Annotated in this window: 21 protein-coding genes; 9 read left to right on the forward strand and 12 right to left on the reverse strand. The window is 74.3% G+C overall.

All coding sequences use genetic code 11. The annotated features are described in order from the left end of the window. Positions 1-27: 27 nt before the first annotated feature. The 3 genes from ACGF7U_RS28035 to ACGF7U_RS28045 all read right to left on the reverse strand — a co-directional run bounded on the left by ACGF7U_RS28035 (position 28) and on the right by ACGF7U_RS28045 (position 3,891). Positions 28-1,194, reverse strand: coding sequence for a glycosyl transferase family 1 (locus ACGF7U_RS28035; RefSeq protein WP_393111665.1), 1,167 nt, complete (start codon positions 1,192-1,194; stop codon positions 28-30). A 154-nt stretch (positions 1,195-1,348) separates the two neighbouring features. After that, entirely contained in the window at positions 1,349-2,470 is a 1,122-nt protein-coding gene (locus tag ACGF7U_RS28040) for a glycosyltransferase (RefSeq protein WP_393111667.1), read from the reverse strand. A 182-nt stretch (positions 2,471-2,652) separates the two neighbouring features. Beyond that, positions 2,653-3,891, reverse strand: a complete 1,239-nt coding sequence (locus tag ACGF7U_RS28045; protein ID WP_393111669.1) for a hypothetical protein — start codon at positions 3,889-3,891, stop codon at positions 2,653-2,655. A gap of 296 nt (positions 3,892-4,187) precedes the next feature. On the opposite strand from ACGF7U_RS28045, the gene ACGF7U_RS28050 reads away from it, so the two are divergent. The 6 genes from ACGF7U_RS28050 (at position 4,188) to hutH (ending at position 12,100) form a co-directional block, all read left to right on the forward strand. After that, positions 4,188-5,039 (forward strand): MurR/RpiR family transcriptional regulator, encoded by an 852-nt coding sequence (locus tag ACGF7U_RS28050; RefSeq protein ID WP_393111671.1) that lies wholly within the window; start codon positions 4,188-4,190, stop codon positions 5,037-5,039. Between the two features lie 13 nt (positions 5,040-5,052). Beyond that, complete coding sequence (gene hutU / locus ACGF7U_RS28055; protein ID WP_393111674.1) at positions 5,053-6,711, forward strand: urocanate hydratase; 1,659 nt, start codon at positions 5,053-5,055, stop codon at positions 6,709-6,711. Beyond that, on the forward strand, positions 6,708-7,907 hold the full coding sequence (locus ACGF7U_RS28060; protein WP_393111677.1) for an allantoate amidohydrolase: 1,200 nt from the start codon (positions 6,708-6,710) through the stop codon (positions 7,905-7,907). The genes hutU and ACGF7U_RS28060 overlap by 4 nt, the downstream gene beginning before the upstream one ends. A gap of 112 nt (positions 7,908-8,019) precedes the next feature. Then, entirely contained in the window at positions 8,020-9,378 is a 1,359-nt protein-coding gene (locus ACGF7U_RS28065) for a formimidoylglutamate deiminase (protein ID WP_393111679.1), read from the forward strand. After that, positions 9,375-10,565 carry an imidazolonepropionase gene (hutI, locus tag ACGF7U_RS28070; protein ID WP_393111681.1) on the forward strand — a complete coding sequence of 397 codons (1,191 nt, stop codon included), beginning with the start codon at positions 9,375-9,377 and terminating at the stop codon, positions 10,563-10,565. The genes ACGF7U_RS28065 and hutI overlap by 4 nt, the downstream gene beginning before the upstream one ends. After that, complete coding sequence (hutH, locus tag ACGF7U_RS28075; RefSeq protein WP_393111683.1) at positions 10,562-12,100, forward strand: histidine ammonia-lyase; 1,539 nt, start codon at positions 10,562-10,564, stop codon at positions 12,098-12,100. Before hutI ends, hutH begins: the two co-directional genes overlap by 4 nt. 39 nt (positions 12,101-12,139) lie before the next feature. Here the strand turns inward: hutH and rdgB are convergent, their stop codons facing one another. The 9 genes from rdgB to ACGF7U_RS28120 form a co-directional block, all read right to left on the reverse strand. Next, positions 12,140-12,760 carry an RdgB/HAM1 family non-canonical purine NTP pyrophosphatase gene (gene rdgB / locus ACGF7U_RS28080; protein WP_393111685.1) on the reverse strand — a complete coding sequence of 207 codons (621 nt, stop codon included), beginning with the start codon at positions 12,758-12,760 and terminating at the stop codon, positions 12,140-12,142. A 52-nt stretch (positions 12,761-12,812) separates the two neighbouring features. Beyond that, positions 12,813-13,541 carry a ribonuclease PH gene (rph, locus tag ACGF7U_RS28085; RefSeq protein ID WP_393111688.1) on the reverse strand — a complete coding sequence of 243 codons (729 nt, stop codon included), beginning with the start codon at positions 13,539-13,541 and terminating at the stop codon, positions 12,813-12,815. 66 nt (positions 13,542-13,607) lie between these two features. After that, positions 13,608-14,354, reverse strand: a complete 747-nt coding sequence (locus tag ACGF7U_RS28090) for an MBL fold metallo-hydrolase (protein ID WP_393111691.1) — start codon at positions 14,352-14,354, stop codon at positions 13,608-13,610. 293 nt (positions 14,355-14,647) lie between these two features. Continuing rightward, positions 14,648-15,613, reverse strand: a complete 966-nt coding sequence (locus ACGF7U_RS28095) for a PLP-dependent cysteine synthase family protein (protein WP_393111694.1) — start codon at positions 15,611-15,613, stop codon at positions 14,648-14,650. Positions 15,614-15,623: 10 nt separating this feature from the next. Then, the gene (locus ACGF7U_RS28100) at positions 15,624-15,959 is read right to left on the reverse strand and encodes a MoaD family protein (RefSeq protein ID WP_393111697.1); all 336 of its coding nucleotides are present in this window, start codon (positions 15,957-15,959) and stop codon (positions 15,624-15,626) included. Positions 15,960-16,033: 74 nt separating this feature from the next. Further along, positions 16,034-16,522: a M67 family metallopeptidase gene (locus ACGF7U_RS28105; protein WP_350676806.1), complete on the reverse strand. Its 489-nt coding sequence runs from the start codon at positions 16,520-16,522 to the stop codon at positions 16,034-16,036. A 53-nt stretch (positions 16,523-16,575) separates the two neighbouring features. Then, complete coding sequence (locus tag ACGF7U_RS28110; protein ID WP_393111799.1) at positions 16,576-17,070, reverse strand: DUF2017 domain-containing protein; 495 nt, start codon at positions 17,068-17,070, stop codon at positions 16,576-16,578. A 2-nt stretch (positions 17,071-17,072) separates the two neighbouring features. Beyond that, positions 17,073-17,363, reverse strand: coding sequence for an ATP-dependent Clp protease adapter ClpS (gene clpS, locus ACGF7U_RS28115; protein ID WP_089001780.1), 291 nt, complete (start codon positions 17,361-17,363; stop codon positions 17,073-17,075). A gap of 148 nt (positions 17,364-17,511) precedes the next feature. After that, a complete protein-coding gene (locus ACGF7U_RS28120; protein WP_393111699.1) occupies positions 17,512-19,065 on the reverse strand; it encodes a hypothetical protein in 1,554 nt (517 codons plus the stop codon). 202 nt (positions 19,066-19,267) lie between these two features. On the opposite strand from ACGF7U_RS28120, the gene ACGF7U_RS28125 reads away from it, so the two are divergent. From ACGF7U_RS28125 to ACGF7U_RS28135, 3 genes are read left to right on the forward strand one after another with little or no spacing between them, the layout of a single operon-like run. Next, complete coding sequence (locus ACGF7U_RS28125) at positions 19,268-21,943, forward strand: LuxR C-terminal-related transcriptional regulator (RefSeq protein ID WP_393111701.1); 2,676 nt, start codon at positions 19,268-19,270, stop codon at positions 21,941-21,943. A gap of 16 nt (positions 21,944-21,959) precedes the next feature. Next, positions 21,960-23,246, forward strand: coding sequence for a nicotinate phosphoribosyltransferase (locus ACGF7U_RS28130; RefSeq protein ID WP_393111704.1), 1,287 nt, complete (start codon positions 21,960-21,962; stop codon positions 23,244-23,246). A 13-nt stretch (positions 23,247-23,259) separates the two neighbouring features. Beyond that, on the forward strand, positions 23,260-23,841 hold the full coding sequence (locus ACGF7U_RS28135) for an isochorismatase family protein (RefSeq protein WP_393111706.1): 582 nt from the start codon (positions 23,260-23,262) through the stop codon (positions 23,839-23,841). Positions 23,842-23,871 lie beyond the last annotated feature (30 nt).

A 23,871-nucleotide genomic window follows, 5' to 3' on the forward strand; every position in this document is an offset into this window, starting at 1 on the left:
CGATCGACGATCGTTGCTCATGGCCCGCTATCGGCCACGGGCCAGTTCCGTCTCCAGCAGCGTACGCAGCACCGCGCCGCGGCCTTCCCACCCGTGCTCTGCCGCGCTCGTCATTCGGTCGGTCACGACGGCGTCGGTGACCGGCTGGAGCAGCTCCACCAGGCGGGCCACGAAGTCGTCACCCTCGGCCACCGTCACGTGCGAGTTGGTCCGGGCCAGCTCGGTCACCGACGGAAGCCCGGTGCTCAGCACCGCCAGGCCCGAGGACAGGTACTCGAAGCACTTCAGGGGGCTGACACCCCGGGTGTAGTCGTTGATCGCGTAGGGGATGAGCCCGACCGCGCAGGTGCCGGCGACCTCGGCGAGCTGGGCGGGCGTCAGGACGCCGAAGTGGCGGGCCCCCAGCTCCTCGAGACGCCGCAGCTCCGCGTCGAAACTGCCCCCGCCGGCGGCGAGCGGGCCGGCCAGCAGCAGCTCGCCACGACCGCGCAGGGCGCTGGCGACCGACTCGAGGAGTCGCATGTCGAGCTTGTGGACCGTGAGGTTCCCGGAGAAGAGGACGGCGGGACGACGCTCGGCCGCCGACCTGCTCGCCGCCGTGAACACCGACACGTCCGCGACGTTCGGCAGGAGTTCGATCCGCGGGAAGCCGGCGGCGACGAGATGCTCGTGGACCGCCTGGCTGGTGGCGATGGCGAGGCCGGTACGCGACGACAGCGCCTTCTCCCCGCGGCCCACGGCGACGCCGTCCACGCCGGGGAAGGTCGCCAGGAGGTCCACGCAGTGGTAGATCACGACGTCCGCTGCGGCTTCCAGCCCGTAGGTGACCGGCGTGAACGTCCAGAGGACCCGCGGACGCGGGCTGCGGAGCCAGGTGCCGGTGGCGCGTCGTAGCAGCGCCCGGTTGAGCGGGAGCGTCGGCGCCCGGTGCACCGGCAGCACGAGCGGCGACACGATCTCCGCCCCGGCCGGCCGGGGCCGGTGCGCCGGAGTCTCCCCCCGGTCACCCAGCGCCCGCCGGACCCGCGAGGCCATCCGGACGACGTCGTCCCGCCGGAGCTTGGGCCGGCGCAGGCCCAGTGACTCGACGAACGTCACGTTGGTGGTACGGGCGAGTTCCCGCGCGACGTAGTGCTGGTTGGTCGCGATCGGGGAGTCCCACTCGGCCGTTCCCAGCATCAGCACGTTCGCCACAGGAACCTCGCCGAGTCGGGCATGCTCCGGCGCCGACGCCGTCACCATAAAGTCATCTCCAGCTCGCAGTGCACTGAGCCCGGCGCCAGAGTAGGGGAGGCGGCAGGCGAAGCCAATACCGGGGCCGCTGTCGCCTCCGTCGGCGTCGGGTCGCCTACGCCTCGTCCGCCAACCAGGCGGCGATGTTCGCCTGGAATGCCTGCGGGGTGAACCGTCGCGCGTTGGCCATCGTCGCCGCCACGGACAGTTCCGCCGCCCGACGGACGGGGTCCACGTACGCGGCCGGGTCGGTGGCGTTGAGCAGGAAGCCGGTCTCGCCCGTCACCACGGTCTCCAGCAACCCGCCGCGGGCCCAGCCCACGACCGGCGTACCGCAGGCCTGCGCCTCCACCGGGATCATGCCGAAGTCCTCCAGCGCCGGGTAGAGCAGCGCCAGGGCTCCCCAGTAGAGCTCCCGGAGCCGTTCCTTCGTTGGCCGGAACTCGAACTCGACCGGTACGTCGACGCGGGCCGCGAGCCGCCGCAGGTTCTCCTCCTCCGGCCCGCCGCCGGCGATCACCAGCGGCAGGCGGGCCGCCGCGGCGATCTCGATCATCAGGTCGAAGTTCTTGTACGGGATCCAGCGGCCGACGCCCAGAAGGTAGCGGCGGTCCTGGTTGCGCACCTCCGGCGGGGCCGCCCCGAAGTACTCCACCTCCACCGGTGGGTTGATCACCCGGGCGTCGCGCCCCCAGAAGCGACGGATCCGTCCCTGTACCTCGAGGGAGTTCGCCGCATAGCTGTGGACGTGCCGGCTCAGCCGCTTGTCCCCGGCCTGCAGCACGGCGCGCATCGGCGCCAGCATGCTGTTCGCGCCGCGCTGATCCAGCTCCGGGCTCCAGACGTAGCGGGCGGGTGAGTGCACGTAGCTCAGGTGCCGCGTCCGGTCCGGGTCGCCGATCTTCACGGTGTGCGCGAAGGCGTGACTCGACGAGATGACGAAGTCGTACTTCTTGCGGGTCAGCGTCCGCCACGTCAGCGGCATGAGCGGAAGGGCGAGCGCCTTGCTGCGCCGCAACGGGGTCTTCGCCATCCAGGATTCGTGGAGCTCCTGGTCCACCGTCGCGTCGTCGTCCTTCCAGAGGACGAAGCGGTCCGCGTGCGGCACGACCTCCGCCATGCTGAGGAACACCTGCTCGGAGCCGCCCGTGGCCCCGAACCACTCGTGGATCAGCGCGACGGAGTGGTCGGCGAGGGGGCGGAGCGCCGCATCGGGTGTCGACGAGGCAAGGCTCATCGACGTTCCACCACGCAACCGGTTCGCCCGGTCACGGTCGCGTGAGCATGGCTACGGCACGTCCTGCACCTGACGGAACGCAATCCGGACCTCCGGGTCGTGGCAATGGCAGGGGCGAGGCATGCGGGACCAGCCTCACATGGCATGGGCTCGAACCGTGGCGGCCGCTCCCGACGACGTGGTCAGAAGACGACGACGTCCCGGATGTAGCTCGCGAAGCGGCGCAACTGGTAGGCCTCCGACACGGGAGAGGTCATCCGGATCACGACCTGACGATCGATTGCTCCCGATTCTCCGCTGCGGAAGTACGCGACGACGACCAGGCCATGCCGCTTCTGACCGTCGACCTCGATGATCTGCTCGGCGTAGCTGGCGTACTGACCACTGCGGATCCACTGCGCGCCCCACGCCTCCTCGACCGCGCGCATGGCGTTCTGCCACTGCTCGTTGCACGGCTCACGGCAGTCCCGCACGATCAGCTCGCCGCCGGTCATCTTGTTGCCCGACTCGCCGTTGCCGCAGTTGTGCTTGACGAACCCTTCGGTACGGGCAGCGAGCGTGCATTTCCAGTTCGTCGGAAGCTTGACCGGGAAGCTGATTCCCTCGAGATCGGTCAGTGTCTGCAGCGTGTCCCGCTCGTTGAACCTCGGCCACTGGGTCGGCCACGCGCCGGGCTTGGGCGGCTCGATGCCGGGCGACTGCGGCGGTGACGTCGGCAACGCCGGTGGTCCTGCCGTGCCGCTCGGCGACCCCGCCACCTGCGGCGGCGCGTCGTCATCCGAACCCGCCCAGAAGAACACGCCACCGGCGCCGGCGAGCACCACCAGGACCAGCGCGGCGATCCCGACCAGGAGCCCGGTTCGCCGACGGCGCGGCTCGGAGGGCGTGATGCGGCGGTCCTGCGCGGCGAACGGGTCGTTCGGCGATCCGGTAGACGGGCCGGGCTGCACGACCGGCATCTGGACCGTGGCGCCGGCCGCCGGTACCGGGACGCCCTGGGACGCGGCGGGCAAGGCCGGAGCGGCCGAGACCGGGGCCGGGCCCGCCGACACCGGTTGGCCGGAGACCGGGGCCGCCTGCACCGCCCAGGGCACGTGCGGCACCCCCGACACGGGCTGGGGAACCCCGGAGACCTGGTGCGGAACACCGGAGACGGAATCAGCCACCTCGCTGACCGGCTGGGGCATGCCCGAGACCGGGCGTTCGGTCGGCACCGGAGTGTACTCCACGCCGAGCGCGCGGAACAGCTTCTCCGCCCCCGGTCCAACCTCTGCCGAATACGCCACCCAGGGCGCGGCGGCCGAGAAGTCGGCGTAGGCGTAGGGCAGGGGGTCCGCCGCCTGCGCCAGTGAGTTCGTCATCCCGGCGAACGCTTCCCGCCAACCGGGAGCAGCGGCGACGTTGGCGTCCAGGACGGCCACGGTGACGAGGCGTCCCTGCTCGTCGATGGCCGCCCACGCCTTACCCACCGGGGACCCGCCGAGCACATGGGTGAACCTGTAGGGACCTGCCGGCTGCATGCCAACTCCTCTGCTCAACCGCCGTGCGGATCCTACAGAGGCGGCGCCAGCGCTTCCGCCCGACGGTCTCGGGCCCGACAGCCCCGGGACGCGCAACGGGCCCACTTGGGCGGCAGGCGGTTCCTCGCCGGTCCCGTGCCACATGCGTTCCGGCAGGTGGCTTGCCCTCTGAAAGTTTCTATGCATAGAGTTCCGGCGTGAATGAAGGAGCTGTCGCGGCGCCCACCGAGCAGGTGTCGGGCCTCTTCCAGGGGGTCCGGCTCACCCCGACCCAGCGCCGGATCGCGCACTGCCTGGTGCAGCACGCGCCGACCGTGGCGTACCTGTCGGCGGCCGAGGTGGCCGAGCTGGCGGGGGTCAGCCAGCCGTCGGTCACCCGGTTCGCGGTGGCGCTCGGCCACGACGGCTACCCCGCGCTGCGCCGCCGGCTCCGCGAGCTGACCGCCGGCGCGTCGGGCGGTCCCGCCGACACGGGCAACGAGCTCCAGCAGGCGGTACGCGCCGAGATCGGCAACCTCGACCGGCTCGCCGGGCAGCTCGCCGACCGGGACCGCATCGCCGAGACCGGGAGGCTGCTGGCCGCCAGCCGCCCCCTGCCGGTACTCGGCCTGCGGGCCGCCGCGCCGCTGGCCGCGTACTTCGCGTACTTCGCCGCCAAGGTGCACCCCGACGTGCGGGTGCTCGACGACGGCGGCAGCCTGCTCACCGACCGCCTCGAACAGGCCGCGGCGGCCGGCGCCGGCGCCCTGCTCGCCTTCGTGCTCCCCCGCTATCCCCGCGAGACCCTCGACGCGCTGCGCGAGGCGCGGGCCGCCGGCCTGCGGGTGGTGGCCATCACCGACTCGCCGGTCAGCCCGGCCACCGAGCACGCCGACGTGGTGCTCCCCGCCGCGGTCGGCGCGCAGCTCGTCTTCGACCTGCACACCGCCCCGATGACCCTGGCCATGGTGCTGCTCCAGGCCATCTGCGACGCCGACCCCGCCGACACCCAACGCCGGTTGGAGGCCTTCGAGGCGTCCGCCGCCCGCCGCCAGTTGTTCCTCGGCTGAGAGGAGACCCGAGATGTCCCAGCCCGTCCGCGCCGCGCGCGGCACCGAACGCACCGCCCGTGGTTGGCCCCAGGAGGCCGCGCTGCGGATGCTGATGAACAACCTCGACCCGGAGGTGGCCGAGCGCCCCGAGGACCTGGTGGTCTACGGCGGCACCGGGAAGGCGGCGCGGGACTGGCCGTCGTACCACGCGCTGGTGCGCACCCTGACCGACCTGCGCGACGACGAGACCATGCTGGTGCAGTCCGGCCGGCCGGTGGGCGTCCTGCGTACGCACGAGTGGGCGCCCCGGGTGCTGCTGGCCAACTCCAACCTGGTCGGCGACTGGGCCACCTGGCCGGAGTTCCGCCGCCTGGAACAGCTCGGCCTGACCATGTACGGGCAGATGACCGCCGGCTCGTGGATCTACATCGGCACCCAGGGCATCCTCCAGGGCACCTACGAGACGTTCGCCGCCGTGGCCGCCAAACGGTTCGGCGGGACGCTGGCCGGGACGCTGACGCTGACCGCCGGCTGCGGCGGCATGGGTGGGGCGCAGCCCCTGGCGGTCACCATGAACGGCGGCGTCTGCCTGATCGTCGACGTGGACCGCAGCCGGCTGGACCGGCGGGTGCACGACCGCTACCTCGACGAGGTCGCCGACTCCCTGGACGACGCCGTCGAGCGGGCCCTCGCCGCGAAGCGGGACCGCCGCGCGCTGAGCGTCGGCGTGGTGGGCAACGCGGCCACCGTCTTCCCGGAGCTGCTGCGCCGCGGCGTCGACATCGACATCGTCACCGACCAGACCAGCGCGCACGACCCGCTGTCGTACCTGCCGGAGGGGGTGGAGCTGGCCGACGCCCGGGACCACGCGGCGGCGAAACCGGCCGAGTTCACCGACCGGGCGCGGGCGTCGATGGCGAAGCACGTCGAGGCGATGGTCGGGTTCCTCGACGCCGGGGCGGAGGTCTTCGACTACGGCAACTCGATCCGCGGCGAGGCGAAGCTCGGCGGGTTCGAGCGGGCCTTCGACTTCCCGGGCTTCGTGCCGGCGTACATCCGGCCGTTGTTCTGCGAGGGCAAGGGCCCGTTCCGGTGGGCGGCGCTCTCCGGCGACCCGGCCGACATCGCCGCCACCGACCGGGCCATCCTGGACCTGTTCCCGGAGAACGAGTCGCTGGCCCGGTGGATCCGGATGGCCGGTGAGCGGGTCGCCTTCCAGGGCCTGCCGGCGCGGATCTGCTGGCTCGGCTACGGCGAGCGGGACAAGGCGGGGGTGCGGTTCAACGAGATGGTCGCCTCCGGCGAGCTCTCCGCGCCCGTGGTGATCGGCCGGGACCACCTCGACTGCGGCAGCGTGGCCAGCCCGTACCGGGAGACCGAGGCGATGGCCGACGGCTCCGACGCCGTGGCCGACTGGCCGCTGCTCAACGCGCTGGTCAACACCGCCAGCGGGGCCTCCTGGGTGTCGATCCACCACGGCGGCGGGGTGGGCATCGGGCGGTCGATCCACGCCGGTCAGGTCTGCGTCGCCGACGGCACCGCCCTGGCCGGGCAGAAGATCGAGCGGGTGCTCACCAACGACCCGGCGATGGGCGTCATCCGGCACGTCGACGCCGGCTACGACGCCGCCCGCGAGGTCGCGGAGGCCACCGGCGTGCGGGTGCCGATGGCGGAGGAAGGTGCCGCGTGACGGAGCTGGCCGGCCGGTTCCGGGCGCTGTGGGACGAGATCGCGCCCATCGGGCGGGACGACCGCAGCGGCGGCTACCTGCGCCACGCGCTGACCGAGCCGGAGCTGCGGCTGCGGGAGTGGTTCCGCGAGCAGGCCGACCGCCGGGGCATGCCGGTCACCGATGACGGCAACGGCAACCTGTTCGCCTGGTGGGGTGAGCCGGAGGCCCGCGGCGCGGTGCTGACCGGCAGCCACTTCGACTCCGTGCCGCACGGCGGGGCGTACGACGGGCCGCTCGGCATCGTCAGCGCGTTCCTCGCGGTCGACGAGCTGCGCGCGGCCGGCGTCGCGCCGGCCCGCCCGGTGGTGGTCGGCGCGTTCGTCGAGGAGGAGGGGGCGCGGTTCGGCGTACCCTGCCTCGGGTCGCGGCTGCTCACCGGGGAGATCGCGGTGGACCGCGCGGCCGGGTTGCGCGACGCCGACGGGGTGAGCTTCGCCGAGGCGCTGGGCATCCGGCCGGCCGGCGCCCGGCCGGAGCTGGTCGGCGGCTTCGCCGCCTTCGTCGAGCTGCACGTCGAGCAGGGCCGCGCGCTGGTCGAGGCCGACGCGCCCGTCGCGGTCGCCAGCGCGATCTGGCCGCACGGCCGCTGGCGCTTCGAGTTCACCGGCGAGGGAAACCACGCCGGCACGACCCGGATGGCCGACCGCCGCGACCCCATGCTGACGTACGCCTTCACCGTGCTGGCGGCCAACAAGGAGGCGCGGCTGCGCGGTGCCCACGCCACGGTCGGCCGGGTGTCGGTGGAGCCGAACGCCACCAACGCGATCCCGTCGAAGGTGACGGGGTGGCTCGACGCCCGGGCCGCGGAGCCGGAGACGCTGACGGGGTTGGTCGACGCGGTCCGCGCGAAGGCCGCCGAGCGGGCCCGCCGCGACGGTACGGAGGTGGCGCTGACCGAGGAGTCGGCCACCCCGCTGGTCGCCTTCGACGGCGGCCTGGCCGCCCGGTTGGCGACCCTGCTCGACGCGCCGGTGCTGCCCACCGGGGCCGGCCACGACGCCGGGGTGCTCGCCGCGCACGTGCCCACGGCGATGCTCTTCGTGCGCAACCCGACCGGGGTCTCGCACTCCCCCGCCGAGTCGGCCACCGACGCCGACTGCGCCGCCGGGGTGACCGCCCTGGCCCGGGTCCTCGGGGAGCTGGCATGCCGCTGAACGCGGTCCGGGATCGCCGCCGGTGGCCTGTCGAGCTGATGTCGCAGACGACTCGGCCTCGTGGTGATCGACTGATGTCGCAGACGATTCAGCTCGACAGGGGGCGGGCGAGATGACCGGGACCCGCTGGCTGGCCGAGTACGCCTGGCTGCCCGACCACGCCGAGCCGACCGCCGACGTGCTGATCGAGACGGCCGACGGGCGGATCACCGGCGTCACGCCGCTGACCGCCGGGTCCGGCGTCACCGCGGGCGTGGAGGTGCTCGGCGACGCCGTCCGGCTGCCCGGGCTGACCCTGCCCGGGCTCGCCAACGCGCACTCGCACGCCTTCCACCGGGCGCTGCGCGGACGCACCCACGGCGGGCGCGGTGACTTCTGGACGTGGCGCGACCGGATGTACGCGGTCGCCGCCCGCCTGGACCCGGACTCGTACCTGGCCCTGGCCCGGGCGGTCTACGCCGAGATGGCGCTGGCCGGCATCACCTGCGTGGGCGAGTTCCACTACCTGCACCACAACCCCGACGGCACCCCGTACGCCGACCCGAACGCGATGGGCGCGGCGCTGGTCGAGGCCGCCGCGCACGCCGGGATCCGGATCACCCTGCTGGACACCTGCTACCTCACCGCCACGGTCGACGGACAGCCGCTGGCCGGGCCGCAGCGACGGTTCGGCGACGGCGACGCGCTGCACTGGGCGGAGCGGGCCGCCGCGTTCACGCCCGACGGCGACCACGCCCGGGTGGGCGCCGCGATCCACTCGGTACGCGCGGTGCCGGCGGGGCAACTCGCCACCGTGGCGAACTGGGCGGACCGGCGGGGCGCGCCCCTGCACGTGCACCTGTCCGAGCAGCCCGCCGAGAACGACGCCTGCCGGGCCGCCCACGGCCGCACCCCCACCCGGCTGCTCGCCGACCACGGCGCGCTCGGCCCGGGCACCACGGCCGTACACGCCACCCACCTGACCAGCGGCGACCTCACGCTGCTCGGCGACGCCGGCAGCGGCGTCTGCCTCTGCCCCACCACCGAGCGGGACCTGGCCGACGGCATCGGCCCGGCCCGGCGGATGGCCGACGTGGGCCTGCCGCTCAGCCTGGGCAGCGACAGCCACGCCGTGGTCGACCTCTTCGAGGAGGCGCGCGCGGTCGAGCTGGACGAGCGGCTGCGCACCCGCCGCCGCGGCCACTTCGGCGCCGCCGAGCTGCGCGACGCCGCCACCGTGGCCGGCCACGCCGCGCTGGGCTGGCGCGACGCCGGGCGGATCGCCGTGGGGGCCCGCGCCGACCTGGTGACGGTACGCCTGGACAGCCCTCGCACGGCCGGCGTACCGCCGGTGGGGGTCTGGTTCGCGGCGGCCGCCGCGGACGTCACGCAGGTCGTGGTGGACGGCCGGGCGGTGGTGCGCGACGGCCGCCACCTGACGGTCGACGTGCCGGCCGAGCTGGGCGCGGCCATCGAGGAGGTGACCTCTTGAGCAGTCTGCTGGTCGACGACATCGGCGAGCTGGTGACCAACGACCCGGTCGGCGGTGAGGGCGGCCCGCTGGGCGTCCGGCGCGACGTCGCGCTCCTGGTCGAGGACGGGCGGGTGGCCTGGGTCGGGCCGGCCCGGGACGCGCCGGCCGCCGACCGGCGGGTCGACGCCGGGGGTGCCGCCGTGCTCCCCGGCTTCGTGGACAGCCACGCCCACCTGGTCTTCGCCGGGGACCGGGCCGCCGAGTTCGCCGCCCGGATGGCGGGGCAGCCGTACACCGGCGGCGGCATCCGGACCACGGTCGGCGCGACCCGGGCCGCCTCGGACGACGAGCTGCGGGCCACCGTGCGCCGGCTGCGCGACGAGGCGCTGCGGCAGGGCACCACCACCATCGAGATCAAGAGCGGGTACGGCCTCACCGTCGCCGACGAGGCCCGCTCGCTGGCGATCGCCGCCGAGGTCAGCGAGGAGACCACCTTCCTCGGCGCCCACGTGGTCCCGGCCGAGTACGCCGACCGCCCGGACGACTACGTGGGCCTGGTCTGCGGGCCGATGCTGGCCGCCGCCGCGCCGCACGCGCGCTGGATCGACGTCTTCTGCGAGCGGGGCGCCTTCGACGCCGACCACACCCGGGCGATCCTGACCTGCGGGCAGGCCGCCGGGCTGGGCGTGCGGGTGCACGCGAACCAGCTCGGCCCGGGGCCGGGCGTCCAGCTCGGCGTCGAGCTGGGCGCGGCGAGCGTCGACCACTGCACCCACCTGACCGACACCGACGTCGACGCGCTGGCCTCGACCCGGCTCGACAACGGGCACACCGCCACCGTGGCGACCCTGCTGCCCGGCGCCGAGTTCTCCACCCGCTCGCCCTACCCGGACGCCCGCCGGCTCCTCGACGCCGGCGTCACCGTGGCGCTGGCGACCGACTGCAACCCCGGCTCGTCGTACACCTCGTCCATGCCCTTCTGCCTCGCCCTCGCCGTACGCGAGATGCGGATGACCCCGGCCGAGGCGGTCTGGGCCGCGACCGCCGGCGGCGCGCGGGCGCTGCGCCGCGACGACGTCGGGGTGCTCCGGCCGGGGGCCCGGGCCGACCTGATGATCCTCGACGCCCCGTCCCACCTGCACCTGGCCTACCGGCCGGGTGTGCCACTGATCCGCCAGGTTCTGCGCAACGGAGTGCCCCAATGACGACCGTGACCATTCTGCCCACCGGGATCTCCCCCTCCGACGTGCTCGCCGTGGCGCGCGGCACCGCGAAGGTGATCCTCGACCCGGCCACCGTGGACGCCATGACCACCAGCCGTGCCATCGTCGACGGCATCGAGGCCGCCGGCCGGCCGGTCTACGGCGTCTCCACCGGGTTCGGGGCGCTGGCGAACACCTTCGTCGCGCCGGAACGGCGGGCCGAGCTGCAGCACGCGCTGATCCGCTCGCACGCCGCCGGGGTGGGCGCGCCGATGCCCCGCGAGGTGGTCCGGGCGATGATGCTGCTGCGGGTGCGCTCGCTGGCGCTCGGCCGCTCCGGGGTCCGGCCGCTGGTCGCCGAGGCGCTGGTCGACCTGCTCAACCACGACGTGACGCCGTGGGTGCCCGAACACGGCTCGCTGGGCGCCTCCGGCGACCTGGCGCCGCTGGCGCACTGCGCGCTGGTGCTGCTCGGCGAGGGCTGGGTGCTCGGCCCGGCCGGCGAGCGGGTTCCCGCCGCCGACGCGCTGCGCCGGGTCGGGCTGGCGCCGGTCGAGCTGGCCGCCAAGGAGGGGCTGGCGCTGATCAACGGCACCGACGGCATGCTCGGCATGCTGCTGCTGGCGATCCGCGACGCCGCGCACCTGTTCACGATGGCCGACGTCACCGCCGCCCTCGCGATCGAGGCGATGCTCGGCTCGGAGCGGCCGTTCCTGCCGGAGCTGCACGCCATCCGGCCGCACCCCGGGCAGTCGGCCTCGGCGGCGAACATCCACCGGCTGTTGCAGGACTCGCGGGTGATGGACTCGCACCGGGACGACCTGGCGCACGCGGTGCAGGACGCGTACTCGATGCGCTGCGCCCCGCAGGTGGCCGGCGCGGCTCGGGACACGCTGGACTTCGTCCGCACGGTGGCCGACCGGGAGCTGGTGTCGGTGGTGGACAACCCGGTGGTGCTGCCGGACGGCCGCGTCGAGTCGACCGGGAACTTCCACGGCGCCCCGCTCGGCTTCGCCGCGGACTTCCTGGCCATCGCCGCCAGCGAGGTGGGCGCGATCGCCGAACGGCGGGTGGACCGGCTGCTCGACGTCACCCGGTCCCGGGAGCTGCCGGCGTTCCTCTCCCCCGACGCCGGGGTCAACTCCGGGCTGATGATCGCCCAGTACACGGCCGCGGGGATCGTCGCGGAGAACCGGCGGCTCGCCGCGCCCGCCTCGGTGGACTCGCTGCCCACCAGCGGGATGCAGGAGGACCACGTCTCGATGGGCTGGGCGGCGACCAAGAAGCTGCGCACCGTGCTGGACAACCTGACCAGCGTGCTCGCGGTCGAGCTGCTCGCCGCGGTACGCGGTCTCCAGCTGCGTGCCCCGCTCGACCCGTCGCCGGCCGGCCGGGCCGCTGTCGCGGCGCTCGGCGGGATCGCCGGCGAGCCGGGGCCGGACGTGTTCCTCGCCCCGCTGATGGAGGCCGCCCGGGCCGTGCTGGCCGGGCCCGAGCTGCGGGCCGCCATCGAGCGCGAGATCGGCCCGCTGGCCTGAACCCGGCGACGGGCGGGCCGGTGGCCCGCCCGTCCGTCGTCAGGCGGTGGCCGGGGGCAGCACCTTGGCGACCAGCTTGGCCAGCTCGCGCAGCGCCTTGCCGCGGTGGCTGATCGCGTCCTTCTCCTGCGGCGTCAGCTCGGCGTTGGTGCGGTCCTGCCCGTCGCCCAGGAAGATCGGGTCGTAGCCGAAGCCGCCGTCGCCGCGCGGCGTGCGCAGCAGCCGGCCGCTCTGCCGGCCGTCGACCAGGTGCTCCTTGCCGCCGGGCAGCACCAGGGCCACCGTGCAGACGAAGGACGCGCCCCGGTGCTCGTCGGGGAGGTCCGCGATCTGGTCCAGCACCAGCTGGAGGTTGGCCTGGTCGTCGCCGTGCCGGCCGGCCCAGCGGGCGCTGAACACGCCCGGCATGCCGTTCAGCGCGTCGACGGCGAGGCCGGAGTCGTCGGCGATCGTGGGCAGGCCGGTGCGCCGGCACCCCTCCCTCGCCTTGATCAGGGCGTTCTCGCCGAAGGTCAGGCCGGTCTCGGGCAGCTCCGGGTATTCCTCGACGTCGTCGAGGCCGAGCAGGGCGACGCGGTGCGCGCCGAGCGCGCCGTCGAGGATCCGCTGCAGCTCGACGAGCTTCTTGCGGTTACGGGTGGCGAGCAGCACCTTGTTCATCAGACCTCACCTTTGTTCGCGGCCGCGGGGCTCGCGAGCTCACTCCTCGCGCTCACGAGAGGAGCGCCTTCCGCTGGGCCTCGGCCAGTTCCACGCAGCCGGCGACGGCCAGGTCGAGCAGGGCGTCGAGTTGCTCGCGCGCGAACACGCCCGCCTCCCCGGTGCCCTGTACCTCGACGAACTCGCCGGCGCCGGTGCAGACCACGTTCATGTCGACCTCGGCGGTCACGTCCTCGGCGTAGTTCAGGTCGAGCCGGGGCTCGCCGTCGATGACCCCGACGCTGACGGCGGCCACCGAGCGGTGCATCACCTTCTCCGGCTTGCCGGCCAGCGCCTTGCGCCCCGCCAGCCAGGTGACCGCGTCGTGCAGGGCCACGTACGCGCCGGTGATCGCCGCGGTGCGGGTGCCGCCGTCGGCCTGGAGCACGTCGCAGTCGAGCACGATCGAGTTCTCGCCGAGCGCCTTCAGGTCGATCGACGCCCGCAGGCTCCGGCCGATCAGCCGGGAGATCTCGTGGGTACGCCCGCCGACGCGCCCCTTCACGCTCTCCCGGTCGGAGCGGGTGTTGGTGGCGCGGGGCAGCATCGCGTACTCGGCGGTGACCCAGCCGAGCCCGGAGCCCTTGCGCCAGCGGGGCACCCCCTCGGTCACGCTGGCGGTGCAGAGCACCCGGGTGTCACCGAACTCCACGAGTACCGAGCCCTCCGGATGGGTGCTCCAGCCCCGGGTCAGCGTCACAGGTCGGAGTGCGTCGGGCCGGCGCCCGTCAGGTCGTGCCATGCCTGCACCTTATGCGGTGCCGTGATCGAACCGCCCCGCGGTGTCCCGACCCGCAGGCACGACAGGTCAGATCTCGTAGCTGGCGCCGGGCCGGACCACTTCGAGGGGACCGGCGTAGGCGGCGCCCGCCGACTCCACGGTGTGCGCCTCGCTGCCCCAGGCGGCCACCAGGTGGGTCAGCAGCAGCCGGCCGACTGCCGCCTTGGTCGCCGCCTCGCCGGCCTCCCGGCCGGTCAGGTGCAGGTCGGGCGGGTTGTCCACGCCGTCCAGGTAGCTCGCCTCGCAGAGGAAGACGTCGGCGTCCTGGGCGAGGCGGAGCAGCGCCTCGCAGGGCGCCGTGTCCGAGGAGTAGCAGAGCACCCGGCCGCCGCGCTCCAGCCGGACGCCGTACGTCTCGACGGGATGGTTCACCCGGTCGACGGTGACGGTGAACGGGCCGATCGGGAAGGTGCCGGGCTGGAGGGCGTAGAACTGGTACACGTCCTCGACGGTGCTGTCCTCCTGCCCGTACGCGGCGGCCAGCCGGTCGGGCGCGCCGGACGGGGCGTAGACCGGCAGCGGCGGGTAGGGGCCGTCCGGGGCGTAGCGCCGGACCACCACGTACGACGCCGCGTCGAGGATGTGGTCGCAGTGCAGGTGGGTCAGGAGGATCGCGTCGGGGGCGTGCAGCCCCGCGTAGCGCTGGAGGTTGGACAGCGACCCGGAGCCGAAGTCGAGCAGCAGCCGGAAGCCGTCCGCCTCGACCAGGTAGGCCGAGCAGGGGGACTCGGGTCCGGGGAAACTGCCGGCGCAGCCCAGCACAGTCAGGCGCATCGAGTCGTCTCGCTGTCACGCCGAGTAGTGCCCGCGCCGACGATCGGTCTCTCGATGATCTCTACCGACGCGTACGCCACGCTGCGCAGCCTACGCTCGCCCAGCGGGCGGCAAGAATCATCCACCGGAAGTTGTCACCAACGTGACACCCGCTCCGGGCCCGCCACCGCACCCGCGCGGGACGCGTGACGGGCCGGCATCCAACGGTAGCGCTGAGTGAGGACACCGGCCGCCGGGACCGGTGGCCGCCGGCAGGGTCACCGGCGCGCGGCGGCGACCCTGCGGCGGCGTCCTCAGGCCCAGAGCTGGCCCTCCAGCGCGTCCTCGGCGTCGGCGAGGGTGCCGCCGTACGCTCCGGTGGAGAGGTACTTCCAACCGCCGTCGGCGACCACGAACGCCACGTCGGCGCGACGGCCGTCGCGGACCGCCTCGTGCGCCACCGCCAGGGCGGCGTGCAGGATCGCGCCGGTGGAGAAGCCGGCGAAGATGCCCTCCACCTCCACCAGTTGGCGGGTCCGCAGCACGGCGTCCCGGGTGCCGACGGAGAAGCGCCGCGACAGCACCGTGGCGTCGTAGAGCTCCGGTACGTAGCCCTCGTCGATGTTGCGCAGCCCGTAGACCAGCTCGCCGTAGCGCGGCTCGGCCGCGACGACCTGGATCCCGTCCACCTTCTCGCGCAGGTAACGCCCGGTGCCCATCAGCGTCCCGGTGGTGCCGAGGCCCGCCACGAAGTGGGTGATCGTGGGCAGGTCGTGCAGCAGCTCGGGCCCCGTGGTCTCGTAGTGCGCGCGGGCGTTCGCCTCGTTGCCGTACTGGAAGAGCATCACCCAGTCGGGGTGCTCGACCGCGATCTGCTTGGCGGTGGCCACCGCCTGGTTCGAGCCGCCGGCGGCCGGCGAGAAGATGATCTCCGCGCCGTACATCCGGAGCAGCTGCACCCGCTCGGTGGAGACATTCTCCGGCATCACGCAGACCAGCCGGTAGCCGCGCAGCTTCGCCACCATGGCCAGGGAGATGCCCGTGTTGCCGCTGGTCGGTTCGAGGATGGTGTCGCCCGGTCGGAGCCGACCCGCCTCCTCCGCCGCCCGGACCATGAACAGGGCCGCCCGGTCCTTGATGCTGCCGGTCGGGTTCCGGTCCTCCAGCTTCGCCCAGAGCCGCACCGGCGGCGCGCCCTCGGGCACCGTCGGGGAGAGCCGGGGCAGGCCGACCAGGGGCGTGCCGCCGCAGGCGTCGAGCAGGCTGTCGTACCGCGCCATCGCGGTCGCCTCAGCCGGCGGCGACGGACGCGCGGTGGCCGGCGATCGCCGCCGCGGCGGCGAAGCCGAACGCGCCACCGGCGACGGCCGGCAGGACGGTCACGCTGTCGCCGTCGTTGAGCTTGGCGTCCAGCGCGCCGAGGAAGCGGACGTCCTCGTCGTTGACGTAGACGTTGACGAAGCGGTGCAGCGCCCCGGCGTCGGTGACCAGCCGGGCCTTCAGGCCGGCGTGCCGGGAGTCCAGGTCTGTGAGCAGGTCGCCCAGCGTGTCGCCGGCGCCCTCGACGACCTTCGCGCCGCCGGTGTAGCTGCGCAGGATGGTGGGGATGCGAACCTCGATGGCCATGGTGTCGTGCTCCTCGGTGATGATCGGGTGTGCCGGATGGTGACGGGGACGTGGACGGGTGACGCGGCGCTGGGTCAGCGGCCGGAACACTCGTAGTCGACCGTCGCCGGGCTCTGCCCGAACATGTAGGACTGCACGGCGTGCGGATCCACCCCCGCGTCGAGGATGCGCACCGGCTCCTCGGTCACCACGCCGTCGACGATGCGGAAGGAGCGGATCTCCTCCGTGTCGGGCTCGCGGGTGGAGACGAGGAGGTAGTGCGCGCCCGGCTCGCCGGCGAAGGAGATGTCCGTCCGGGACGGGTAGGCCTCCGTGGCGGTGTGCGAGTGGTAGATGACGACGGGCTCCTCGTCCCGGTCGTCCATCTCGCGCCAGACCCGCAACTGCTCCATGGAGTCGAACTCGTAGAACGTCATGGAGCGGGCGGCGTTGTCCATCGGGATGTGCCGGGTGGGGGTGTCGCTGCCGGCGGGACCGGCGACCACGCCGCACGCCTCGTCGGGGTGGTCCCGACGCGCGTGGGCGACGATCGCGTCGACGATCGACCGGTCGATGCTCAGCACGTGGTCCAGCCTAACGCGTACCTGCCGCGACCTTAAGGTGGCGGCGGTCACGCCTAGTCGATCAAGGCGTTGAGCAGGGACTCCTGGAGATACCCGAGGTACGCGTAGACCGACAGTTGGAACACCCGGCTGGATGTCGGATCCTCGGCGACCGCGTCGTCGAGCTCCTCGCCGAGGTCCGTGCCGTCCTTGATCTCCAGCCGGACGCCCATCGCCAGCCGGGCGTCGTTGAGCGCCCGCAGCCACGCCTCGGCCGCCTCCGCGTCGAGGCGCACCTCGCCGCCGGCGGAGTCGGGCAGCGCGGCCAGTATCGCGCCGGCCTGGTCGATCTTGCCCGTCTTGAGGTCGCCCTCCGTGTAGCGGCGGAACTCGGCGGTGCCGGACGGGTCCTCCGGGTAGACCTCGGGGAAGAGCCGGCCGACCACCGGGTCGGAGTGGTCGAAGCCGTCCGTCAGCAGGCCGACCACCTCGGAGGCGACCTTGCGCAGCACCCGGACCTCGTCGACGGCGAAGGTGGCGACGTAGCGGTCGCCCTGGCGACGGAACATGCTCACGACCGATCCACCGTCGCCCACAGCCCGTACGCGTGCAGCTGCGACGCGTCGTGCTCCATCCGCTCCCGGGCGCCGCTGGAGACGACGGCACGCCCCTTGTGGTGCACGTCGAGCATGAGCTGCTCGGCCTTCTCCCGGCTGTAGCCGAAGAGCTTCTGGAACACCCAGGTCACGTAGGTCATGAGGTTGACCGGGTCGTCCCACACGATCGTCACCCACGGCCGGTCGGACGCCGGCACCTCATCGGTGTCCGGCGTCTCGACCGGTGCAACCTGCGGAGCCGCCATGCCCCCCATCGTGCCACCGGATTCGGCGAACCGAGGAACCGGAACGCCGGACCGCCGCGGATCACCACGTCCGGCCTGGCCGGGCACGTCGGAGGCGGCCCGCGACGGCCCCGGCGCGGAGCCGGCGGCGCGGGGGGTGCGGCCGCCGTCAGGCGAGCAGGATGCCGTGGTCGACCGCATCGGCAAGCACCCCGTCCAGCGAGAGGCGGACCACCTCGAGCCGCCGGGACACCTCCCGGGACAGCTCCAGCTCGACCTCGCGCAGCGCGCGCTGCGCCCAGGCCCGGGCGGCGTTCGGATCGTGGTTGCCGGGGCTGCGCCAGTGTTGCCAGCAGCCGCCGGAGAGGGCCACCGCGACGGGCGGGAGCACCTCGGCCCGCTCGGCGCCGGGACAGCTCGCCAGGGCGTCGGTCGCGCCGGCGCCGGTCAGCCCGGCCACGCCCCCGGTGCTGGTGACCAGCAGGACCCGGTCCAGCTCGTCGTCGGCCCGGTGGTCGGCCAGACCCCAGCGCACCGCGAAGAAGAGGCGCCGGCGTACGCCCGCGGACAGCGGCGCCCCGAGGACGCGGCCGGCGGCGTCCTCGACGAGCCGGTGGACCGCGTGGTCGCACTGGGCGGTCGCCAGCAGCGACAGCGCCTCCATCTCCCGGTCGAGCAGCTGCGGCAGGCCGGCGCAGCCGACGCCGAAGACGATCTCCTGCACCACCCGCAGGTGGGTGTTCGCCAGCTCCAGGGCGAGGTGCTGGCGGATGCGCTGGGCGCAGGAGCGGGCCTGCCGGTCGAGCCGCTCGGACCAGTCGCCGGGGTCGGCGGCCACCGCCACCCGGCCGTGTGCCCCGGGCAGCACCGGCGGGTCGGCGCTGGCCCGCCGCAGCCCCTCGTCGGCGGCCCAACCCACCAGGGCCCGGCGCAGGTCCGCCCCGTCGCCACCGGCGACCGGGAACCAGCGGGCGCGGGCGAGCGCCGGAACGGCGGCCAGCAGAGCCGCCCGGTGCGCCTCGACGGTGACCGCGACCGGGTCCACCGGGGCCGGCCCGCAAGCCGACCCGATCGGCGCGACGGACGCCCCCGTGCCCTCCGTCGTCGCCGTGGTCTCGGGCACCGGGGCCCACCCCGCCGGGCCCGGGGTGACCGCGAAGAAGACCTCCACCCGGGCGCGGGCCACCTCGGCGAGCAGGTTCAGCTCGACGGCGGTGAACGCCTGGTCGGCGGCGATCACGAAGAGCAGCGCCCCGGACCGGCCCGCCGCGTCGAGCAGCAACCGGGTGCCGGCCACCCCGAGGGCGCCCGTGTCCGGCGTGTCGACGACGGTGAAGTGCCGCAGCAGCGGCTCGGGCACGCTCAGCTCGACGCGACGCGGCGGACGGGCCAGCGCCGGGCCGGCGGCCAGCCGGTCGGCCCCGTACGAGTGGGGCTGCCGGTAGCCGGGGACGTAGGCGGCCCGGGTCGGCACCCGGGAGTGCTTCACCACCAGCCAACTGCCGGCCGGCACGGAGAGCATGCCGGGATCCAGCCGGAGCACGTCGGCGAGGACCTCGGGCCGACCGGCGCCGGTCGGGCCCACGGCGACCACGGCCAGCGGTTCCTCCGGCCGCGGCTCGGTCACCCCGAGCCTGGTGGGCAACGGGCCGCAGTGCGGTGGCCTGGCGGCGCCGCCCATGTCGTCGGGCACGTCGACCGCGGGGAGAGGACCGGGCTTCATCGAGAGCGGCCTCCCATGGCAGGCGACCGGCAGCGGCCGGCCGCGTGGAATCGTCCGGTGCGGGCACCCGGATGCCGGAAGAGTACGGGCGACCAGGGCCCCTGCCCGAACACTTCGGATACTCAGCAGTAACCGTGAGATTACTCAACTTCGCTGCGTGACGATGCGAGCGCGGACGGATTTCGATGGCTATGCTGCCTCGATGAGTCGGTGGAGTTTCGTCGGCCGAACGGATGAGCTCGACCGTCTGTTGTCGGCGGTGACCGGCACGGAGGGGCGGGGCCTCTTCTTCAGCGGGAGCGCGGGCATCGGCAAGAGCCGCCTGCTGCGCGAGGGGGTGGCGGCCCTGCCCCGCGACAGGTACGCGGTCTGGTGGATCGCGGCCAGCGCCACCACCGCCGCGCTGCCGTTCGGCGGTCTGGTCCAGGTGCTCCCGGCCGAGCAGCCGCAGGGCCTGTCCCCGGCCGGCATCCTGCGCTGGGCGGTGGACGTGCTGCAACAGCAGGCGGCCGGCCGCCGGATCGTCCTCGCGATCGACGACGCGCACCTGCTCGACCCGCCGTCGGCCGCGCTGGTGCACCTGGTCGCCCGCGCGGACAACGCCACGGTGATCGGCACGCTGCGCGACGGCGAGCAGCTCCCCCTGCCGATCCGGGCCCTGTGGACCGACGACCTCGTCGACCACGTCGAGCTGAACCCGCTGGCGCCGGCCGAGACCACCCGGCTGCTCTCCGAGATCCTGGACGGGCCGGTCGACGCCACCTCCGCCGACCGGCTGGGCCGGCTCTCGGCGGGCAACCCGCTGCTGCTGCGCGAGCTGGTGTTCGCCGCCGACCGCGGGGAGCTGACCCGCACCTACGGGATCTGGAAGTGGACCGGCCGGCTGGAGCTGGCGCCCAACCTCACCGACCTGATCGACACGCGGATCGGGCAGCTCACCCCGGGCGTCCGCGCGGTGGTCGAGCTGGTCGCCTTCGGCGAGCCGCTCGGCCTGCACCTGCTCAACCAGGCCGTCGACCCGGCGGACGTGGAGCTCGCCGAGGAGCGCGGGCTGATCGTCGTGGTCCGCGACGACCGGCGGGCGAACGTGCGGCTGGCACACCCCCTCTACGGCGAGGTGATGCGCCGCCGCTGCCCGGTCAGCCGGACCCGCCGGTTGCAGGCGCGCCTCGCCGAGCTGCTGGAGCAGGTCGGCAAGCGGCGCCGCGACGACCTGCTCCGGGTGGCCGTCTGGCGGCTCGACTCCGGCACCGCGCAGGATTCGGCCCTGCTGCTCGACGCGGCCGGGCAGGCGTTCGCGCGCTACGACGTACCGCTGGCGACCCGGCTGGCCCGCGCGGCGCTCGACGCCGGCGGCGGCTTCGACGCCGCGGAGCTGCTGGCCACCATCCTGATGTTCGCCGACCGGCCGGAGGAGGCGATCGAGGTCCTCGACGCGGTCTCCGCCGACATCCGGGGCGACCGGCGGCTGAGCCGCTGGCTGACCGTGCGGGGCATGGTCAGCTACTGGGGCCTGAGCCGGGAGTCCACGGTGGAGGAGATCGCGGCCCGCAGGTCGACCCTGGCCGACTCCGCCGACCAGGCCCGGGTGCTGGCCTTCGAGGGCATCATGCGGCTGCACCGGCTGGACACCGGCATCGCGCTGCGGCTCGGGCAGACGGTGCTGGACCGGCCGGCGGCCAGCGTCGCCGCCCGGGAACTGGCCCGCAGCACCATCGCCTACCTCCAGGCGGCGCAGGGCCAGCTGCACCGCAGCGCCACCGCGATCAACCGGGTGCAGGCCGAGGCGGGCCGCTGGCGGGCCGACATGCCGTACCTGCAACTGGCCCTGGAACTCGCCCGCGGCACCCGGCTGGCGCTCGCCGGCGACCTCGCCGGCATCGACGCGATCGTGGCCGACGAGTTCGCCGACCTGGCCGGCGCCGGGGACTTCCGGCTGGGCACCGGCTACCTGGCCATCCTCCAGGCGTACGCGGCCCGCCTGCGGGGCCAGAGCGACGCGGCGCTGCGGACCAGCCTCGAGGCGTGCGCGGTCCTCGCCACCAGCCGGGTGTACGCCGGGCTGGCCCAGGCCGAACGGGCCCAGGCGGCGGCGCTGCGCGGCGACGGCGCGCAGGCGGCCGAGGCGATGGCGGAGGCCGACCGCACCCACGCGCCCGGCATGGCGGTGCTCTACCCGTGGCTGGAGCAGGCCCGCGGCGCGGTGCTGGCCGCCGGCGGCGACGTGCCCGGCGCCGTCAAGCACCTGACCGGGCTGGCCGACCGGCTGCGCGCGGACGGCTTCGCCGGTCACGAGGTGCACGTGCTGCACGACCTGGTCCGGCTGGACCGGGCGACCACCCCGGTCGGCCCGATCTGCTCGGACGGCAGCCGGCGCACGGTCGCGCAGCGGCTGGCCGAGCTCTCCGAACGGGTCGACGGGGACCTGCCGCCGCTGCTCGCCCGGCACGCCCGGGCCGCCGCGGGCGACTCCGCCGACGAACTGCTCGCGGTGGCCGACGGCTTCGAGGCGCTGGACCTGGCCGTGTACGCGGCGGAGGCGACCGCCGCGGCCCTGGACCGGCTGCGCCGGCGGCGGTCCCCGGCGGCGGCCGCGGCCAGGGAACGCCTGGCCGCCCTGCTCGGCCGCTGCGACCTGATCCGCACGCCGGCGTTGCAGGCCGGGGCGCCCGCGCTGACCGAGCGCGAGTGGCAGGTGGCCCGGCTCGCCGCGGACGGGGTGACCAGCCGGGCCATCGCGGAGCGGCTCTACCTCTCCGCCCGCACGGTGGAGAACCACCTCCAGCGGATCTACAGCAAGCTCGGCGTGGCCGGACGCGCCGAGCTGCGCGCCGCCCTGCGCGCGATCCCGGGCCACGAGGGCGGGGAATCGGAGTGAACTCTAGGCTGGGGCGGTGAGCACCCTTCGCCCCGCGCTGCTGACCGACCACTACGAGCTGACGATGGTCAGCGCCGCCCTGCGGGACGGCACCGCCGACCGCCGCTGCGTCTTCGAGGTCTTCAACCGCCGGCTGCCCGCCGGCCGGCGCTACGGGGTGGTCGCCGGCACCGGCCGGCTGGTCGAGATGATCCGCGACTTCCGCTTCGACGCCGACGAGATCGAGTTCCTGCGCCGCACCGGGGTGGTCGACGAGCAGGCCGCCGCCTGGCTGCGCGACTACCGCTTCACCGGCGACATCGACGGCTACGCCGAGGGCGAGCTGTTCTTCCCCGGCTCGCCGATCCTCACCGTCTCCGGCGGCTTCGCCGAGTGCGTGGTGCTGGAGACGCTGGTCCTCTCGGTGCTCAACTACGACAGCGCCGTGGCGGCCGCCGCCGCGCGGATGGTCACCGCGGCCCGGGGGCGGACCCTGATCGAGATGGGCTCCCGGCGGGCGCACGAGGAGGCGGCGGTGGCCGCGGCGCGGGCCGCGTACCTGGCCGGGTTCCGGTTCACCTCCAACCTCGCCGCCGGGCAGCGGTACGGCATCCCGACCGCCGGCACCGCCGCGCACGCGTTCACCCTGCTGCACGACGACGAGCGGGCCGCGTTCGCCTCGCAGGTCGCCACGCTGGGCAAGGAGACCACGCTGCTCGTCGACACGTACGACATCAGCCAGGGCATCCGCAACGCGATCGCGGTGGCCGGGCCCGACCTGCGGGCGGTCCGGATCGACTCGGGCGACCTCGCCGTGATCGCGCAGCAGTCCCGCGAGCTGCTCGACTCGCTCGGCGCCACCGAGACGAAGATCATCGTCTCCGGCGACCTCGACGAGTACGCCATCGCCTCCCTCGCCGCCGAGCCCGTCGACATGTACGGCGCGGGCACCGCCGTGGTCACGGGCTCCGGTGCGCCCACCGCCGGGCTGGTCTACAAGCTGGTCGAGGTCGACGGGCGCGCGGTGGTGAAGCGCTCCGAGCGCAAGGCCACCATCGGCGGCCGGAAGGTGGCCGTACGCCGGCACAAGCCGACCGGCACCGCCACCGAGGAGGTCATCGTGCCGCAGGGCGTGCCGGACCGGCAGCCCAACGACCGGCTGTTGCAGCGGCCGTTCCTGGTCGGGGGCGAGCCGGTCGACCTGCCGTCCCTGGACGAGTCGCGCGAGCACCTGCGGCAGTGCCTGATCTCCATCCCCTGGGAGGGGCTGAAGCTCTCCGCCGGCGACCCGGCCATCCCGGTCACGGTCGTACCGGCCGACTGAAAGGAGCACTCCGGTGGGCAACGCGCTGATCATCGTGGACGTGCAGAACGACTTCTGCGAGGGCGGCTCGCTGGCGGTCGGCGGCGGGGCCGGCGTGGCGGCCGGCATCACCCGCCTGCTCGCGGCCGAGCCGGGCCGCTGGGACCACGTGGTGGCGACGAAGGACTACCACGTGGACCCGGGCGCGCACTTCGGCGACCCGCCGGACTTCGTGGACTCCTGGCCGCGGCACTGCGTGGTGGGCACGCCGGGCTCCGAGTTCCACCCGGACCTGGCGACCGACCGGATCGAGGCGATCTTCCACAAGGGCGAGCACGCGGCGGCGTACTCGGGCTTCGAGGGGCACGCCGACGACGGCGAGTGCCTGGCCGACTGGCTGCGCCGGCACGGGGTGGACACGGTCGAACTGGTCGGCATCGCCACCGACCACTGCGTCCGGGCCACCGCCCTGGACGCCGCCCGGGAGGGCTTCGCCACCACCGTGCTGCTGGGCCTCACCGCCGGCGTCGCGCCGGGCACCACCGACGTGGCGCTGCGGGCCATGGAGGACGCCGGGGTCACGATGCGCGGAAAGCCTGTGATCAGGGCCGCATGAGGCGGTAATTCGTTGGCGGGTGTCTTACCC

It is taken from the genome of Micromonospora sp. NPDC047670, assembly GCF_043204915.1.
Taxonomy (GTDB): Bacteria; Actinomycetota; Actinomycetes; order Mycobacteriales; family Micromonosporaceae; genus Micromonospora.